Origin of the sequence: Candidatus Accumulibacter cognatus (assembly GCF_000584975.1) — a bacterium.
GTDB classification, from domain to species: Bacteria; Pseudomonadota; Gammaproteobacteria; order Burkholderiales; family Rhodocyclaceae; genus Accumulibacter; species Accumulibacter cognatus.
Map to the genome: position 1 here is coordinate 20537 of NZ_JDST02000047.1, position 16007 is coordinate 36543.

General features: G+C 60.9%; 15 protein-coding genes. 10 read left to right on the forward strand and 5 right to left on the reverse strand.

Annotated features, from left to right (window positions below; all coding sequences use genetic code 11):
• Window positions 1–94 precede the first annotated feature (94 nt).
• Together AW06_RS09335 and gstA are read right to left on the reverse strand one after the other, a co-directional pair.
• Window positions 95–709, reverse strand: a complete 615-nt coding sequence (locus AW06_RS09335; RefSeq protein WP_138677383.1) for a Crp/Fnr family transcriptional regulator — start codon at window positions 707–709, stop codon at window positions 95–97.
• Between the two features lie 135 nt (window positions 710–844).
• Complete coding sequence (gene gstA / locus AW06_RS21475) at window positions 845–3097, reverse strand: glutathione transferase GstA (RefSeq protein ID WP_324545241.1); 2253 nt, start codon at window positions 3095–3097, stop codon at window positions 845–847.
• Between the two features lie 402 nt (window positions 3098–3499).
• Between gstA and AW06_RS09345 the strand changes: the two genes are divergently transcribed.
• The 4 genes from AW06_RS09345 (at window position 3500) to AW06_RS09360 (ending at window position 6989) form a co-directional block, all read left to right on the forward strand.
• Window positions 3500–4627: a toxic anion resistance protein gene (locus AW06_RS09345; protein ID WP_138677381.1), complete on the forward strand. Its 1128-nt coding sequence runs from the start codon at window positions 3500–3502 to the stop codon at window positions 4625–4627.
• Window positions 4628–4639: 12 nt separating this feature from the next.
• Window positions 4640–5347: a VWA domain-containing protein gene (locus AW06_RS09350; RefSeq protein ID WP_138677380.1), complete on the forward strand. Its 708-nt coding sequence runs from the start codon at window positions 4640–4642 to the stop codon at window positions 5345–5347.
• An 81-nt stretch (window positions 5348–5428) separates the two neighbouring features.
• Window positions 5429–6010 (forward strand): TerD family protein, encoded by a 582-nt coding sequence (locus tag AW06_RS09355; RefSeq protein WP_034949059.1) that lies wholly within the window; start codon window positions 5429–5431, stop codon window positions 6008–6010.
• Window positions 6011–6143: 133 nt separating this feature from the next.
• Window positions 6144–6989 carry a hypothetical protein gene (locus AW06_RS09360; protein ID WP_138677379.1) on the forward strand — a complete coding sequence of 282 codons (846 nt, stop codon included), beginning with the start codon at window positions 6144–6146 and terminating at the stop codon, window positions 6987–6989.
• A 77-nt stretch (window positions 6990–7066) separates the two neighbouring features.
• On the opposite strand, the gene AW06_RS09365 is transcribed toward AW06_RS09360, so the two are convergent.
• Both AW06_RS09365 and AW06_RS09370 read right to left on the reverse strand, forming a co-directional pair.
• Window positions 7067–8230: an SAM-dependent methyltransferase gene (locus tag AW06_RS09365; RefSeq protein WP_034949064.1), complete on the reverse strand. Its 1164-nt coding sequence runs from the start codon at window positions 8228–8230 to the stop codon at window positions 7067–7069.
• A gap of 16 nt (window positions 8231–8246) precedes the next feature.
• Window positions 8247–9095, reverse strand: coding sequence for a hypothetical protein (locus AW06_RS09370; RefSeq protein WP_034949066.1), 849 nt, complete (start codon window positions 9093–9095; stop codon window positions 8247–8249).
• Window positions 9096–9244: 149 nt separating this feature from the next.
• Between AW06_RS09370 and AW06_RS09375 the strand changes: the two genes are divergently transcribed.
• The 3 genes from AW06_RS09375 (at window position 9245) to AW06_RS09385 (ending at window position 11879) form a co-directional block, all read left to right on the forward strand.
• The gene (locus AW06_RS09375; RefSeq protein ID WP_034949068.1) at window positions 9245–9982 is read left to right on the forward strand and encodes a pteridine reductase; all 738 of its coding nucleotides are present in this window, start codon (window positions 9245–9247) and stop codon (window positions 9980–9982) included.
• 27 nt (window positions 9983–10009) lie between these two features.
• Window positions 10010–10894 carry a tRNA 2-thiocytidine(32) synthetase TtcA gene (gene ttcA / locus AW06_RS09380; protein WP_273704558.1) on the forward strand — a complete coding sequence of 295 codons (885 nt, stop codon included), beginning with the start codon at window positions 10010–10012 and terminating at the stop codon, window positions 10892–10894.
• Window positions 10895–10979: 85 nt separating this feature from the next.
• Entirely contained in the window at window positions 10980–11879 is a 900-nt protein-coding gene (locus tag AW06_RS09385; protein WP_138677377.1) for an adenylate/guanylate cyclase domain-containing protein, read from the forward strand.
• 80 nt (window positions 11880–11959) lie between these two features.
• Here AW06_RS09385 and AW06_RS09390 read toward each other — a convergent pair whose 3' ends face one another.
• Window positions 11960–12667: a ComF family protein gene (locus AW06_RS09390; RefSeq protein WP_046535182.1), complete on the reverse strand. Its 708-nt coding sequence runs from the start codon at window positions 12665–12667 to the stop codon at window positions 11960–11962.
• A 71-nt stretch (window positions 12668–12738) separates the two neighbouring features.
• Between AW06_RS09390 and bioB the strand changes: the two genes are divergently transcribed.
• The 3 genes from bioB to AW06_RS09405 all read left to right on the forward strand — a co-directional run bounded on the left by bioB (window position 12739) and on the right by AW06_RS09405 (window position 15998).
• A complete protein-coding gene (bioB, locus tag AW06_RS09395) occupies window positions 12739–13731 on the forward strand; it encodes a biotin synthase BioB (RefSeq protein ID WP_034949072.1) in 993 nt (330 codons plus the stop codon).
• A 15-nt stretch (window positions 13732–13746) separates the two neighbouring features.
• On the forward strand, window positions 13747–14634 hold the full coding sequence (gene bioC / locus AW06_RS09400; protein ID WP_034949074.1) for a malonyl-ACP O-methyltransferase BioC: 888 nt from the start codon (window positions 13747–13749) through the stop codon (window positions 14632–14634).
• Window positions 14635–14723: 89 nt separating this feature from the next.
• Window positions 14724–15998, forward strand: coding sequence for an amino acid permease (locus AW06_RS09405; protein WP_034949076.1), 1275 nt, complete (start codon window positions 14724–14726; stop codon window positions 15996–15998).
• The last annotated feature ends 9 nt before the right edge of the window (window positions 15999–16007 follow it).

Below are 16007 nucleotides of genomic sequence, written 5' to 3' on the forward strand. Positions count from 1 at the left end.
GTCGGCGGGTGGGGGGAAGGTTGAAGGGGGGATCAGCGTGCTGGTCGGAAATATAGCAGATCCGGCCGGCCTGCAAATGCGAGAAGTTGCGGTTTCAGGGTGTATCGCCGAGCGTTTGCCGTACAGCAAAGTTGCTCTGTGAGAGCCGCCGGCCATGGTGTAGCGGAGCAAGAACCCCGGCATGGCGCAACTGGCTGACCATGCGCGATACCGTTTCCAGGGTCAGCGCGGTGATGTCGGCCATATCCTGCCGTGACGGCAGGGTCACCTGCAATTCGGCTGCCGCGTGGGTCGGTTGTTCCACAGCCGAATGTGCGAGGATCATGACCAGGCGACGGACACGGTCAGCGGCCTGACCACAGCGCAGGGCGATGACCTCGGCGGCGCGTCGCTCGGCTTTGGCCAGCGTACGCAGTAACGAATCGCTGACAGGAGAATCATGGCCTTCCGGCCATGATTCGAGAACGCAGGCGGTGAGCGCCGTTGCCGTAAAGCCGTATTTTCCGAACAGCAGTGTCTCGGCACCGATCACGTCACCTCTGATGGCGAGGTTGGCAAAGCTATGTTCACCGTTGGGTTCCTCGCGGTCCAGACGAACCGAACCGCTGACGATGCGCCAGGCAGTACCCTTGGTATCACGGACATGGATACGCTGGCCACGGTCGAAACGGAGCAACCAACGCTTTCCCTGGATCTTGGCGAACTGCATGGCGAACTTTTTTCCGGGTTGTGATCGCCGGGATTCTAGGAGATGAGGCTTTACCGGAAAATGCGGCATATCGCCGCACCCGCAGCGGTCGGACAACAGAATCGTGACGTGCTTCCGTCTCGACTGGCTCCCTGTTCAGTGGTCTTCCGCCTCCAGGGCCTCGCGGACGTTTGGTCGGTGCCGGACGCGTTCCTGGAAAGTCAGCAGCGTCGGCCAGCACGCGATGTCCAGGCCGATTCGATTGCACCAGGTAAGGACGGTGAACAGGTAGGCGTCAGCGACGGTGAATTGGTTGCCCAGGAGATAATTCCTGCCCGCAAGGCGGGCCTCGACGTAGCCCAGACGGCTGGCGATGATTTCCTGGAGGCGGAGCCTGTCATCCTCCGGGGTATCCGGCTTGAACAGTGGCGTGAAAGTCTTGTGCAGCTCGGCACTGATGAAGGCCAGCCATTCCTGCAACTGGTAACGTTCGAGAGTGTAAGGACGTGGCGCCAGTCCGCTCTCCGGAATGCGGTCGGCAATGTACTGAACGATGGCCGGAACTTCGGTGAGACGGACGTCATCGCCGATTTCGAGCACCGGCACGTAGCCCTTGGGGTTGATGGCGTTGAAGTCGCTGCCGTCGGCCAACTGGTGCTGGCGGATATCGACGCGCACCAGTTCGAAGTCGAGGCCGCATTCACGCAAAGCGATGTGCGCGGCTAGCGAGCAGGTGCCGGGAGCATAGTACAGCTTGACGTCCAGACTGCCGGGGAGCGACTGTGGCGTCGCCAGGGGTTTCTGGTCTTCTTCAGGGGACCAGGGGAGGCGGGTGACTTCGACGGTGAGGAAGCCGCTGTTGTTGCCATAGGAAAACGGGGAGTCGTTGGCGAAGAAGTACAGGAAACCCGCTTCGCTGATCTCGATTTCGCAAGCATTCGGGGTGGCCATCAGGTTGCTCTCGTCGTCGATGCGCGCGACGCCGTTGATGGTGCTTTCGACCAGCCCGGTGAGCACGTTTTCCGAGTCAGGGTTGTTCGCTTCCAGATCGGGTCGTGGATGGATGGCGGCAATCAGCGAGAACCACGGGCGTTCTTCCAGGCGGCGGCTGCCCTTCGCAAGATCCATGAACCAGGTGGTGGATTCGTAGCCGTCGGCACCTGCGGGCGTCCCTTTGTCGATCCACGCTCCGCTGGCTTCAATGCGGTATTTCTCGCCGACATCGACTTCGACCCCCGAGGCATTCCACCATTTATGCGCGTAGGCCGGAAAGCGTATCGAGCCGTCAATCGGCAGTTTGCGGAAGGGGAGGGGTTCGCGTTCCGGCTGCAACTGTTCCTCGGGAGGCGCCTCGTCCGTCCGGTAGAAGGTATTGCTGGCAGAAACGTCCTCCAGTGCCTTGGGGCGATAGTCGGCGCGCTCCTGCAACCGCAACAGCACGCTGGGGTGCAGTTCGGCATCGTCAGGAATCTTGCGCTCGTCATGTGGGCGTGACCGCCAGACCAGGTTGTGCGTCTCGTCGTGCCGGTCATCCAGGGCGTTCGGCACCAGCGGCTCGCTGAGTTGCGCAGGCAACAGCCGTAGGCCGGCGTCGAGGTCGTTGACCTCGTTGATCATCCATTCGAGCGCGATGTCCGATAGGCCGTGGTGTTCATAGCCGCCACCGATGTCCGCATGCACACCGGCGAACCAGACCTGCTTGATTCCCTCGCGCTCGTTCCACAGAGTCGGCGGGAAGTCGGCCCGTTCTTCGTCCACCGCCAAGGCCTGGCGACCGTACTCGACCTGCCTGCTCAGTTCGCGGTCGGCGAACTTCATGAAACGCAGTTCGTCGCGGTCGAACATGCGCAGGCCGTTGAACTGTGGTACGCCGAATTCGCCAACAGTGTCCCAGACACCGATCATCCGGATCGGCATCTTGTCGTGGTGTTTCCAGAAACGTCCACCGCGTTTCATGCCACGGCCTTCCTTGTAGGCCAGCCAGATGTTTTCGGCCATGTCGGCGGCGTTGTCGTCGAAGGCATCGGCTGCCCAGATCAGGCCGGTGCGGGCGATGAAGGCGCCCAGGCTGCGGGCTGCCCAGGCGCCACGCGAGAAGCCAAACAGCCAGATCTTGTCGCCGCTCTGGTACACCTGCGAGACCAGGACATAGGCGTCGATCATGCAATCGTGTAGGCCGATTCCCTGCGTGCTGCCCAGCAGGCTCTGCGTGCGCCCGCCGTTGCCGACACTTTTCAGATAAAAGGCGGCAAGTTCCTCATTGCGCTTGCTGAGATGGGAACGGATCGGTCCTTGTTCCTCGACAAACTGTTCCTTGCCGGGCAGCATCTCGAACAGGCGATACACATTGGTTTGTTCGATCGGGTCGTTCCAGGTGCCATCCATGCAAACAACTATCTGTTTGGTCATTGTTTCTCCTCGTTGTCGCTGCGTTGGTGACCTCGTCGTACGCCAGGGTTGCCGTCCCTGCGCGCCGCGCCTTTGTTGGGGATCCGATAGGATAGCCTGCTTGTGGGTTGTCGGGGAGGCCATATGCGGCGACGGGTCTGACCCTTTCGCTGAGCGTGTCTCCTCCCGCCCTCTTTTCCCTGCACGGTCCTCGCCTTATACTGCGGCACACCAAACGGTCATGACTTTGCAAGACACCCCCCCGATGATGAAAGTCATGACCGTTTCCCTCTGCTCGTTCCCCTCCCTTGCGAGGGGGAGGGGAGATGCGTGAGTCGCTCACGACTTTCATAGTAATGTGCGAAATTGTCGAAGTATTACAGTCGGACGCTACCGATCAACCCCTCTTTTCCGGGAGTTGCCATGAAACCACTGTTTGCCGATGCTTCCCCCGCCAACAAGCCCTCCCCGCTGGCCAGTCCGACGGCCGAATTTCTGCCGGCTACGGAACCCTTGCCGGTCAATCCTCCGGTGCCAGTACCAGCGCGTGCGGTGATGCCGCTGGCGGCAAACCTGAGTGCGCCGTCAGCCAGGGTGACCGTCAGCGAGTCCGACCTTGCGGCGCTCGGCGACAAATCCACCCGGCGGGTGGCGGCGATTTCCGAGCAACTGCTCGGCATGGTGCGCGGGACTGGCGCCGACCAGTTCGGCATCTCTCTGAGCCAGCTCGTTGCGACGGCTCAGCAGCTCGATCCCAAGCTCCTCTTCGACAAGTCGCTGCTCGGCAAGCTCAAGGGGTTCTTCATTTCGGCCAAGGAACAGGTCAGGTCGCAGTTCCAGTCGGTATCCGGCCAGCTTGACGCACTCGTCGGCGAACTCGAACGCTCGGCACGCACCTACGAACAGCGGATTCGCGAACTGGATGACATGTATGTTGCCAACGGGGAAGAGTACAAGGCGCTCGGCGAGTCCGTCATCCAGGGCCAGGAGCTGCTGGCCGCGCTGCACGAGGAACTGACGGGCACGCCCGAAACAAGCGACCCGATGCAGGCGCAGGCCATCGCCGATCGCCGTCAGCTTGCTGTGCGGCTCGAAAAGCGGATCGACGATCTGAAGCGCGCGCAGATGATCGCCATGCAGACTGCTCCGGAGATCAGGCTGTTGCAGAACAATTCGCGGATGCTGATCGCGAAGTTCCAGGATATCGTTGCGGTGACGATTCCCGCCTGGAAGAAGCAGTTCTCGCTGCACATTCTGCTGCAGGAGCAGGCGAAGTCGGCCGAACTGGTGACAGCGGTCGACGACGCGACCAACGCAGCCTTGCGCCGCAACGCCGACCTGCTGCGCCAGAATACCACCGAGATTGCACGTGCCAATCAGCGGGCACTGGTCGAGATGGAGACCCTCGAACATGTGCAGAAACAGTTGCTCGGCGCTTTCGAGGACGTTCAGAAGATCAACGAGGAGGCCGCGGCGGCAAGGGCGCAGACCGACGCCAAGCTCGGTGCCTTGCGCGAAGAACTGATTACCCGCTTCCAGAAAACCCGCTAGAAAGGATTCGTCATGTCACTGATCGACCTCAAGAAGAAGACCCGAATCGTCCTCGAGAAGCGTGCGCTACCACAGCCGCCACGCTGCCGGGTGGGGCTTTGCATCGATATTTCCGGTTCGATGCACAACGAGTACCAGGATGGTCTCGTTCAGGCAACGGTTGACCGCCTGCTCGCCATCGCCGGCACCTTCGATGACAACGGCGAGATGGAGGTATGGACCTTCAACCAGAAATACTCGACGCCGCCGGTCGCGAAAGCCGCCGATTTCGGCAACTACGTCAAGAAGGCGATCCTCGACAACCCGAACGTGAACAAGTGGGGAGGGACCAACTACGCGCCGGTGATGAACGCGGTCCTCGACACCTACTTTCGCGGCGAACGCGTCGTCACTTCGAGCGGTTTTCTCGGCATGTTCAAGAAAACCGAGCAGCGCGCGCCCAGGGAGACGCATATCCCGGCGCTATGTTTGTTCATCACCGACGGCGACAACAGCGATGAAGCCGAGGCCGAGAAGATCCTGCGCGAGGCACGTCAGTACCAGATTTACTGGCAACTGGTCGGCATCGGCACCGACACCGATTTCCGTTTCATCAAGAAAATGGCCGACGACCTGCCCAATGCCGGCTTCTGCCATTTCCCAAACCTCAAGATCAGCGACGAGGCCATCTACGAGGCGCTGCTGACCACCGAACTGTGCGACTGGCTGCGCAAGCTCTGATCCGCAGGTCGCGGCGAACGCTGGGCAAGGCCTGCAGCAGCGATCCGCCTATCCGTTTCATTTCGAGCAAAGGAGTTCCACATGGCCATCAATCTGAAGAAGGGGCAGGGGATCAACCTGACCAAAGCCGCGCCGAAGCTGCGCGTCGTCCGGGTCGGAATCGGCTGGGACATCACACGGGTTCTCGGGCAGTGTGACCTCGACGTCTGCGCCTTCGTCCTCAAGACGGTCGGCGATGCACCGGTCTGTCTGTCCGATGGGCACTTCGTCTTTTTCAACAATCTGCAAAGCCCCGAGGGATTCGTCACGCATACCGGCGACAACCGTACCGGGGTTGGCGAAGGTGATGACGAAACGCTGAAGATCGACCTCGCCGTCGCTCCTGAGGATGCGGTTGAGGTTTCTTTCATCGTCACGATGCACGAGGCGCTCACTCGTCGGCAGCACTTCGGGATGGTTCAGAACGCCTATCTGAAGGTCTACAACGACGAGACTGGCGAAGTTCTCGCCGAATACGATCTCGACGAGGAGTTCGCCGGGCAGACCGCCGTCCAGATCGGTTCGTTGTTCAGGGTCGGCAATGAGTGGCAGTTCCAGGCGGTTGGCGCAGGCTATCAGCGTGACCTGCTCGACTTCGTGCGGGGTTATGGTCTCGAAGCCTGATTCACGGGTCCGGCCGCTGTTCCAGGATGCCGCGGCGGCATCCGTAGCACCTGTTTGTCCGCCGCTTGCATCGAATCCGGCCGAAGCGGCACCTCGGCCGGCCGAGCCAGAGGGATCGCCACCCGCGCGTCAGGTGCGACCGCTCGAGCTGCCGCCGGCACAGCCGCCGCCGCAGGCCAAGGCGCGTATTGCACCGTTGAGACTGCCCGAGCGCGCAGCCTTCTCCTCCCCGCTACCCGTGTCCACACCAGCACCGGTGCAGGCGCTGCTGCTGCCGGAACGGGCACTGCCTGCGGCCGCCGAGCCGGCGTATGCGCCAGCGTCCCTGCTCTTCGACGAGGGTCGAGGCTCCGACCTGGAACGGCTGAAACGCCAGGCCATCGAAGCCTTGCCGGCGATATCCGCCAGGCAGCTCGATGCGCTCGACCAGGCGATTCGTGAGTTATTGCCGGTCGAAGTCGCGAACCTCGCCGCCTGGGGGAATCCCCTGCTGCGACGCGTCGAAGCGATGACCATCGAACTGCAACGACTGACTGCAGTGGTCGTGAGCTGGAACGCTGGCGAGCTGATCGAGCGGTGCAACCGGGCAATGGGCGCTGCCGGTCTATGGAAAATCTTCCAACGCAACTCGCCGGGATCGTTGAAACCCGCGCTCGAGCTGATTCTCGCGCAGGCGGCGCCGACGCTCGACGCTCTCGACGTCCTGGCCGGCCGCTTTGTACCCTGCCGCGATGACCTGTTTGCATCGCTGCTGCTGTTCAAGATCGCGCCGCAGGTGCTTGCACTACGCGACATCGAAGCCGAAGCGCTGTCGCGTCGCGGCCACTTGCTGACGCTCTCGGCCCAGCACTTCGATCTCCTCGAACCGCAGCTTGAGCAGCTCAGGCGTCAGGTGATCACCTGGCAGAGCGAGATCGAGCAGCTTGTCCGGGTCACCATCCCAGTCTGGGAACTCGCTCACGGCAAGGCCAGCGGTTGAGATGGCCGATGCCAGCCGGCCCGGGGGGGTGGTTCGCCGAACGCTGTGCTTGACTCGCTCGGCCATCGCCAGCGAACCTAGAGGGAAGCGCTGCGGTCGCTGTTGACGAAGCCCAGCAGGGGTTCGCTGATGCCTTTGCCGAGAGCGAGCACCTTGAAAAGCTCTCCCATTTCTGCTGGGGAGACCAGTTTCTGCGCTGCGTTGGCGAGCGGCAGGTAGCGCATCGGGTCGCTCGCCGGTGTTCTTGCCAGGATTTCGGTCAGGCCGCAGTTGAAGAGAAAGCTCGACTGCGTGGTATAGCCCAGCAAATCCAGTCCGGCTTCGCAGCCGGCTTCGACGATGGCGGTAAAGTCGATATGCGCGGTAATGTCCTGCAAGCCCGGCAGGTAGAAGGGCTCACCATGTGAGTGGTGGCGGTAGTGACACATCAGCGTGCCGGCATCGCGTTGCGGGTGGTAGTACTCGCGCCGAGGGAAGCCATAGTCGATCAGGAGCAGCGCACCGCGTCCCAGGATCGTTGCCCATTGCGCCACCCAGGCTGGCGCCAGCAATGCGATTTCACTCAGATAGCCGGGGGCTATCGCACATTCCTCGGCCAGCGCCTGTGCATGTTCGAGCAGCCGACCACCGGCTCGGCGATCGCGCCAGATGAACTGTCCATCTTTGACCGCGACACCGCGCTCGGCAATGGCCTCTGTGGCCCAGGTCACGAGATGGACCGGCATTGCATCGAGCACTTCGTTGGCCAGCACCAGACCATCGACATGCTCGGGCAGATAGTCAAGCCAGCGTACGCAGTGCAGGTGATGCGGCGCACGCTGACCAATCGTATTGCGCTGGCGGGCGCGCAATTCACCAGACACTTCGAGGATCTCGTAGCGCTTGGGGAGCTGACCGCGCCGCGCAAGTTCGAGCAACAGGTCGGCGGCGAACTGCCCGCTGCCGGCGCCGACCTCGACGATGTGCGGAGAAGTCAGGTCGAGCAGTTGCGCGACCTGCACGGCCAGGGTCTGAGCGAAGGTTGCGCTGATTTCGGGCGCGGTCAGGAAATCTCCGCCGGCGCCAAACTTGTACGCGCCTCCGGCATAATAGCCCCGGCCCGGCGAGTAGAGCGCGAGGTTCATGAAGTGATCAAAGCCGATCCAGCCCCCCGCGGCTTCGATTCGCGCCGTAATGTCGCGGCTGAGCTCCCTGCTGCAGGCCAGCGCCTCGGCCGTAGGGACGGGCAGCGAGGCTGCCATCCGGGTAGTCAATGCTTCACTGTTCGCACACTTCGAAGCGGACCTGGCCGTACATTTCGGGATGCGTTGTCGCCAGCCAATGCTCCGCTTCCGATTCGGCACGCGCCCAGGTGGCTGCGCGCAAGGGCACGAACTGTTTGCGGTCGTCGGCTTCGGGCCATTCGAGTGTGTAGCTGTGGAAACCTCCGTGTCCTTGCAGGTGGATTTTGCGCGTCATACTCGGCGGTTCGCGATGCAGTCGGGCAGTCGTGTCCATCAGCAGCAGCCGGTACCGCGGTCCCTTGCCCTGGTACTGCACGATGAATTCCTGTTGCTCGGCGTCTTCGTCGATGACCTGCCACTCGGCACAACCTTCGATGATCGCCCCGATCGGGAGGTCCGCTTCATCACGAATGACCTCGGCGTTAACCATGTGGGTTTGTTCCGCCCTTCCTTCGAGCAGTTCATGCCAGGGCAAGCCCTGCCGGGTCGGCGGTGCAAACGGAAGGGCGTGCTTGCCCTGGCGAATACGGGCGAAGAGCGAGGATTTCCGAATGTCTTCGAGATCAATCGACGGAAAGTTCGAGCGTGGGTCGGCACGAAAGTTACCGGCTCCCATGTAGCCGACATTCCACAGGGTTTTCAACCATTCGGCGGTGTCGAGAGCGAGCTGTGCCAGGTGATCGTCCAGCTCGGCGCTATGCGCTTCCGTTTCTCGCCGGAGCGTTGCTTCCCCGGCCAGCAATTCAGCCTCGCGCGCGCGCGCGCGCAGTAACTCCTGCAGCAGGAGGCTGACCCATTCGGCTTCGGCGGCAGGGAGTTTGGCGATACGCTCGCTAATCGTCATCAGATCGTCGGCGTCGAGTGGAGTGTCCAGATGGCTCATCAATAATCTCCCAATGTCGATTTTTTTTTCACAGTTTACCGCGACCCCGATGGAAAGGCGCGTTTTTCGGAAGACGGTGGCAAGAATCCGTTAAAATCAAGGCTTGGTTGCTTTCCTGATCGTTGGGATAGCATGGGAATGGGTGGGGGATGAGCGGAAAAACGATCTTGGTAACCGGCGCCGCCAGGCGGGTGGGCCGCGCCATCGCGCGCGAAATGCACGCGACCGGAGCCAATATCATGGTGCACTACCGCCAGGCTTCGGCAGCGGCCGAGGCGCTGATTGCCGAACTGAATGCCCTCAGACCCTTCTCAGCCGCGTGTCTGCAGGCCGATCTGCAGGATCTCGAGGTCTTGCCATGGCTGGTGTCCTGCACCGTGGATCGTTTCGGTCGTCTCGATGCCCTGGTGAACAACGCCTCAAGCTTCTTTCCGACACCCTTCGGCAGTATTGACCAGGCGGCCTGGGATGACTTGGTGGGCAGCAATCTCAAGGCCCCCCTGTTTCTGACCCAGGCTGCCGCGCCACATCTGCTGGCTGCGCGCGGCGCCGTCGTCAACATCACCGACATCCATGCCGAAAGACCACTTGCCGGCTATCCCCTGTATTGCGCAGCGAAAGCGGGTCTGCTGGGGCTGACGCGTGCCCTGGCCATTGAGCTGGGGCCGCGGGTACGAGTGAATGCCGTTGCTCCGGGGCCGATCCTGTGGCCTGAGGAGGGCTTTTTTGACAGCACCACGCGTGCAGCAATCGTGGCACATACCTTGCTGGAGCGTGCCGGCTGTCGGCAGGACATCGCCCGAGCGGTACACTATCTGCTTGAAGATGCGACCTACGTGACCGGCCAGGTGATCAATGTGGATGGCGGTCGCAGCGCGCATCTGTAATTCATCATGCGATTGGAAAGGGCCTCTTTGGAACCGTCGAATAACCTGCTGCGCCTGAGAAAGCGCCTTGAGAGCAAGGCCGGCAAGGCGATTGCCGATTACCACATGATCGAGGATGGCGATACGGTTCTGGTCTGCATTTCCGGCGGCAAGGACTCGTACACGCTGCTGTCGCTTCTGATGGCCTTGCGCGAACGTGCGCCGGTCAGTTTTCGCTTGATTGCCATGAACCTCGACCAGAAACAGCCGGGGTTTCCGGCTGACGTGCTGCCGCACTATCTGGCGAATATTGGTGTCGAGTACCGGATCGTCGAGCGGGATACCTATTCGGTGGTCAAGAGCAAGATTCCGGAGGGCAAGACGACCTGTTCGCTGTGTTCTCGACTGCGCCGTGGCATCATTTATCGTACAGCCAAGGAAATCGGCGCCAACAAGATTGCTCTTGGTCACCATCGCGATGACATCGTGCACACGCTTTTTCTCAATCTTTTCTTTGCCGGGCAGCTCAAGGCCATGCCGCCCAAGTTGGTCACCGACGACGGCGCGCATGTGGTGATCCGGCCGCTGGCCTACTGCGGCGAAACGGACATCGCTCGTTTTGCGCGCGCTATGGACTACCCGATCATTCCCTGTAATCTCTGCGGCTCGCAGGACAATCTGCAACGCCAGAAGATTCGCGAAATGATGGCTGATTGGGACCGGCGCTACCCCGGACGCACTGAGTCTGTATTTTCTGCGCTCCAGAAGATTGTTCCCTCACATCTGGCCGACCAGACCTTGTTCGATTTCAAGGATCTGCGTCCTGGGGCAGCGCTGACAAGCATGGCGGGCGGTGATTCGGTATTCGACCCGCAGCCTCTTGGCGATGACTGCTCATTGCTGCAGCCAATTCCGCTACAGGTATGGCGATGAGCAGTCATTCCACCGGCGATGATGAACGGTCTGCAGAATCGATAGGGCAGGCCGATGCACAAGGGCAAGACAGGGAGTGTGATGCATGAGCAGCAAGGAAAGAATGCTATCGGTCGTGTTTGTTGTGGTTGCCGGGAGCCAAAGACTATTCGAGAAACTCGGGGGTACCGAAGCCCTGCACGCCGTTGACCGTTGCATGAAACGCATGCAACGGGGCATCGACGGCTTTCACGGCCAGATCATGAAGGCCGGTCGGGACGATCTCGCCGCCATCTTCGCCAACGCCAACGATGCCTGCCAGGCGGCCATTGCCATGCAGCGGCGGGTTGCCGACCTGCCACCCGTTTCCGGAGTTCAGCTGGCGATCAAGGTAGGTTTTCATCAAGGTGCAGCAATCGAGGAAATGGGTGAATTCCTCGGCGAGTGCGTGAACACTGCCGAATCACTGGCGGGGCTGGCCAGCGCCGGGCAGGTGTTGACCAACAGCGCAACATGGGCGCTGTTGTCGCCGCATCTGCAATCATCGACTCGCCTCCTGAAGAACCTGTCGATTGCCGGGCAGCCTGCGGAACGGCAGGTCTTCGAAGTACTCTGGCGAGAGCATGCGAGCAATGCTGCCAAAGTGATCGTCGATCATCCGCAGGCCCCCGTCAAGGAGCAGGAGTTGCGGCTCTGCATACGTTATCGCCTCTCTGTGAAAGTGCTCGACAAGCACCGGCCCCACTTGCTGATGGGCCGTGATCTGAGTTGCGATATTGCGATTCACGATCGTCGTGCTTCGCGTAACCACGCGTTGATCGAGCGGCGAGGCGAGCATTTCGTAATCAAGGATACCAGTACCAACGGCACTTTTGTGACCATCAACGGTGAGCCGGAACTGTTACTGAAACACGATGAGTTGGTGTTGCACGGCAGTGGCGTCATCGCTTTTGCCTCCCCAATGGGCAGTCCAGGCGCTGACATTGCCGAGTTCGAGCATCTTTGAGTAGATCTGAGCGCTGTTTCTGCGCCTCATCCGGGCAGGCGACAGGTCGCATCGGAAATCCGTTCCAGAGCGACTGGCGATTACACGGGCATGGTGCGGGCGACGACCAGCAGTGCGACCTGCGCGGCGCCGTGCAACTTCAGCGTACGTGCCAATTCGTTCAGAGATGCACCGGTGGTCATCACATCGTCGACCAGGAGGAGTCGCTTGTTGGTGTAATCAGACGTGCAGTGAAATGCACCACGCACGTTCCTTGCTCTTTCTCGCCAGGGCAGGTCAGCCTGGATGGCCGTATGACGGATGCGGCTGCAACTGCGCGCGTCGATCGGAATTCGGCAGGCCTTGCCGACCGGCCGGGCGAGTTCGAGCGCCTGGTTGAAGCCTCGTTCGCGAAGGCGCAGGGGATGTAGAGGTAAGGGGATGATCAGGTCGGCAGCGGCGATCTCGCTCAGCCAGGCCAACTGGCGGCCGAAGTAGCCTGCGAGTGCCAGACGATGGCCATACTTGAATGACTGCACCAGCTTGTCAATCGGGAAGGCATAGCGAAAGGCGGCGGACGTGGCATCATAGTACGGTGGCCTGACGAGGCAGCGACCGCAGACTTCGCCATGTAGGGTTGGCAGCGCACAGCGTGGACAGGCTGGCGACGACGGTCGCGGCAAATCCGTCTCACAGGCTTGGCAGAGGAGGGTTTCGCCGCTGTTGGCGCCACACAGTAGGCAGTCCTGCGACAGCAGGTGTCCCCACGATCTGCGAATCAGTCCGGCGCTTTGAGTTAAGATTGACATCTCTCAAGTGCTCGCAAGGAATTTGTATTGTCGGGCCTTAATTTACCCCAACCCTTCAAGGTTTACAGACCATGAACGCAATTCCTCAAGCCGCCGCGCTTACTCCCGAACACACCGCTGCTGCAGCCCGCACAGCGCGCTGGACTGTCGCCGAAGTCGAGGCGCTATACCAGCTCCCTCTGATGGATCTGATCTTTCGCGCACAACAGGTGCACCGCAAGCACTTTGACGCCAACGAGATTCAGCTCTCGACGCTGCTCTCCGTCAAGACCGGTGGCTGTTCCGAGGATTGCGGCTATTGCTCGCAGTCCGCACGCTACAAGACCGAAACCGAGCGCGAAGACTTGCTGCCTCTCGACGAAGTCGTCGCCGCAGCACAGGCTGCCAAGGACAAGGGCGCCTCGCGCTTCTGCATGGGCGCTGCCTGGCGAGGTCCAAAAGACAAGGATCTCGCGAAAGTCAGCGAGATGATTCGTGCGGTCAAGGGCCTCGGCCTGCAGACTTGCGTCACCCTGGGCATGCTCAAGGACGGGCAGGCCAGCGAACTCAAGGAAGCTGGCCTCGATTACTACAACCACAACCTCGATACCGACGCCTCTTTCTATGGACAGGTGATTACCACCCACAAGCACGCCGACCGTATCGATACCCTGGGCCAGGTGCGCGAAGCCGGAATCAAGGTCTGTTCCGGCGGAATCATCGGCATGGGCGAGTCGCGCCGCAACCGTGCGGCATTGATTGCTCAGCTCGCCAATCTCAATCCGCCGCCGGAGTCGGTGCCGATCAACAATCTCGTCCCGATTCCAGGTACGCCGTTGGCCGAGGTGGCGCCGCTCGATGGTTTCGAGTTCGTGCGTACCATTGCCGCCGCGCGCATCACCATGCCGTCCAGTTTCGTTCGCCTGTCGGCCGGCCGTCAGGCGATGGCCGAAGAACTGCAGGCCCTATGTTTTCTGGCCGGTGCCAATTCGATCTTCTACGGCGATAAGCTGCTGACCACCGGCAACCCCGAAGCCGATCGTGATCAAGTGTTGTTCGAGAAGCTTGGGCTACGGCCGATCTAGTCGTCCCGCTCGTCGATGAAGACGCAGGCGCAGTTCGTCGAGCAGCGCCAGGTACAACGAAATTTTGCGCGGGCTGCGTCCACCTACGATGAAGTGGCGGTGTTGCAGCGCGAAGTCGGCAGGCGCATGCTCGAACGCCTCGACTATGTGCGCATCGAACCGCAGCGAGTCCTTGATCTTGGTTGCGGCACCGGCGCCAGTCTCAGCGCACTGCGCGAACGTTATCCCAAGGCATTGCTGTTGGGCGTCGATCTTTGCGAAGCGATGCTGCAGGCCGGACAGGCGCAGCGCTCGCGGTTGCGCTGGTTGCTCCCTTTCCTGCGCGGCAGGCCGCCACCGCTGCTGGTCGCAGATGCCGCCAGCCTGCCCTTGCCAGGACAGTCGATCGGTTTCATGTGGTCGAACCTGATGCTGCCCTGGCTTGACGATCCCATGGCCGTATTTCGTGAAGTGCATCGACTGCTTGCAGTCGAGGGGCTCCTGATGTTTTCGACTTTCGGGCCGGACACTCTGAAGGAATTGCGCGCCAGCTTTTGCGATGGTTACGTCCATACCCAGCGCTTTATCGACATGCACGACTACGGCGACATGCTCGTCAAGTGTGGTTTTGCAGATCCGGTGATGGATGCCGAGGTACTGACGATGACCTACGCGAGCTTCGACGACCTGCTCAACGATCTGCGTCGCAGCGGTTCAAGCTGTGCGATGCGCGCTCGACGACATGGTCTGATGGGACGATCAGCCTGGGCCGAGGTACGCGCCGCCTATCAGCAACTCGCGAACGCCGGACGGCTGCCGGCGACCGTCGAAGTGGTTTATGGACACGCCTGGAAGGCCCCGCCGAGAAAGATGGCCGACGGGCGGGCAATCGTCCGTTTTGACCCTAAACAGCGCGTGCGCTGATTCGGCAGGAAGGAGCAACGGACACATCATCAAATCGCTATCCATCCCGTTCCATCCCAAGATACAATCGCAGGATTCTTTTCGAAGGCATGCTTCCGATCAAACACCCTCTCAGTACCCTTTCCGCTACTTTCCTCGTCGTGGCCAGCATGTTGGGTACGGGAATCCTCACTACGACAGGAATCATACTTTCTCTGCTCAAGGCGCCGGAGGCGGTGATCCTTGTCTGGGTGATGGGGGGTATTCTGGCCTGTTTCGGCGCCTTCTGCTATGGGGTCATCGTCAAGGCTTTGCCCAGGAACGGCGGTGAGGCGATCATCCTGCGGGAATTCTTTTCCCCGGTCCTTGGGGAGATTGCCGGCTGGACGTCCTTTGTCGTCGGTTTTGCCGCCTCCAACGCGGCTACCTCGCTGGCCCTCGCTGCTTATCTGGATGCCGCACTTCCTCAGCTTGCGCTGTCGCATGAGCTGGTAGCCTGCGGCACGCTCGTCTTGGTGACCGCACTGCACAGTATCGTGGGGCCGTCAGGCATACGTATCCAGACCTTGCTGGCCATCATCAAATTTTCTCTTCTGGCCGGCCTCGGTCTATATGGATTGATGTTGGCCTCTCCCCCCACGCCGGCCGATGTCGAGTCGGCATCCAGAATGGCGGGTTTCGGCCCAGACTGGGGCGTCGCCATGATGCTGGTCATGTTTGCCTACAGCGGTTGGAATGCCGCCATTTACGTTGCCGAGGAAGCACCCAACCCGGGGCGTACCGTGCGTAATGCGATGGTTATTGGGGCGATCATTACTCTTCTCCTTTATGTGACCCTCAACCTGGCGCTGCTCAACAGCCTGCCGACCACCGAAATTGATGGCGTCATCCCGGTGATGGCGATCCTGGTGAAATCGCTCTTCGGCACACAGGCCTCAGCCTGGTTCTCCGGAATCGTCGCTTTCGCTCTGCTTTCCTCCCTCGGCGCATCCGCTTTCATCGGGCCGCGGGTGCTGGCGACAGTGCTCTCCTGGTTGGCCCCCCAGAAACCCACCTCTTCGCCCTCGGCCGAGGTTTCTCCCCAGTTATTTTGGCTACAGGCAGGGCTCTCCATTCTGATGGTGATTACCGGCACCTTCGAGCAGATCCTCACGATCATGGGGTTCCTTCTCGGCGTCTTCCCGGTACTCTGCGTGCTGGGCATGTACCGGATCAAGGAACAGACGCCCGCTGTCGCCCGCTATCTGTTCGCTCCCTTGTTTGTTGGCGTCATGAGCATCATCCTGATCCTGGGTGCGGTGCAACGTCCCGCGGAAGTGAGCATTGCGCTGCTCCTGGTCTTCGCTTTTTCTCTCCTGCGCTTCGGCAAGTACCGATTCGCCTGATTCACTGGT

Coding starts and splice junctions, on each gene's coding strand:
- AW06_RS09335 (WP_138677383.1), bottom strand. CDS start 709: ATGCAGTTCGCCAAGATCCAGGGAAAGCGTTGGTTGCTCCGTTTCGAC.
- gstA (WP_324545241.1), bottom strand. CDS start 3,097: ATGACCAAACAGATAGTTGTTTGCATGGATGGCACCTGGAACGACCCG.
- AW06_RS09345 (WP_138677381.1), top strand. CDS start 3,500: ATGAAACCACTGTTTGCCGATGCTTCCCCCGCCAACAAGCCCTCCCCG.
- AW06_RS09350 (WP_138677380.1), top strand. CDS start 4,640: ATGTCACTGATCGACCTCAAGAAGAAGACCCGAATCGTCCTCGAGAAG.
- AW06_RS09355 (WP_034949059.1), top strand. CDS start 5,429: ATGGCCATCAATCTGAAGAAGGGGCAGGGGATCAACCTGACCAAAGCC.
- AW06_RS09365 (WP_034949064.1), bottom strand. CDS start 8,230: ATGGCAGCCTCGCTGCCCGTCCCTACGGCCGAGGCGCTGGCCTGCAGC.
- AW06_RS09370 (WP_034949066.1), bottom strand. CDS start 9,095: ATGAGCCATCTGGACACTCCACTCGACGCCGACGATCTGATGACGATT.
- AW06_RS09375 (WP_034949068.1), top strand. CDS start 9,245: ATGAGCGGAAAAACGATCTTGGTAACCGGCGCCGCCAGGCGGGTGGGC.
- AW06_RS09385 (WP_138677377.1), top strand. CDS start 10,980: ATGAGCAGCAAGGAAAGAATGCTATCGGTCGTGTTTGTTGTGGTTGCC.
- AW06_RS09390 (WP_046535182.1), bottom strand. CDS start 12,667: ATGTCAATCTTAACTCAAAGCGCCGGACTGATTCGCAGATCGTGGGGA.
- bioB (WP_034949072.1), top strand. CDS start 12,739: ATGAACGCAATTCCTCAAGCCGCCGCGCTTACTCCCGAACACACCGCT.
- bioC (WP_034949074.1), top strand. CDS start 13,747: ATGAAGACGCAGGCGCAGTTCGTCGAGCAGCGCCAGGTACAACGAAAT.
- AW06_RS09405 (WP_034949076.1), top strand. CDS start 14,724: ATGCTTCCGATCAAACACCCTCTCAGTACCCTTTCCGCTACTTTCCTC.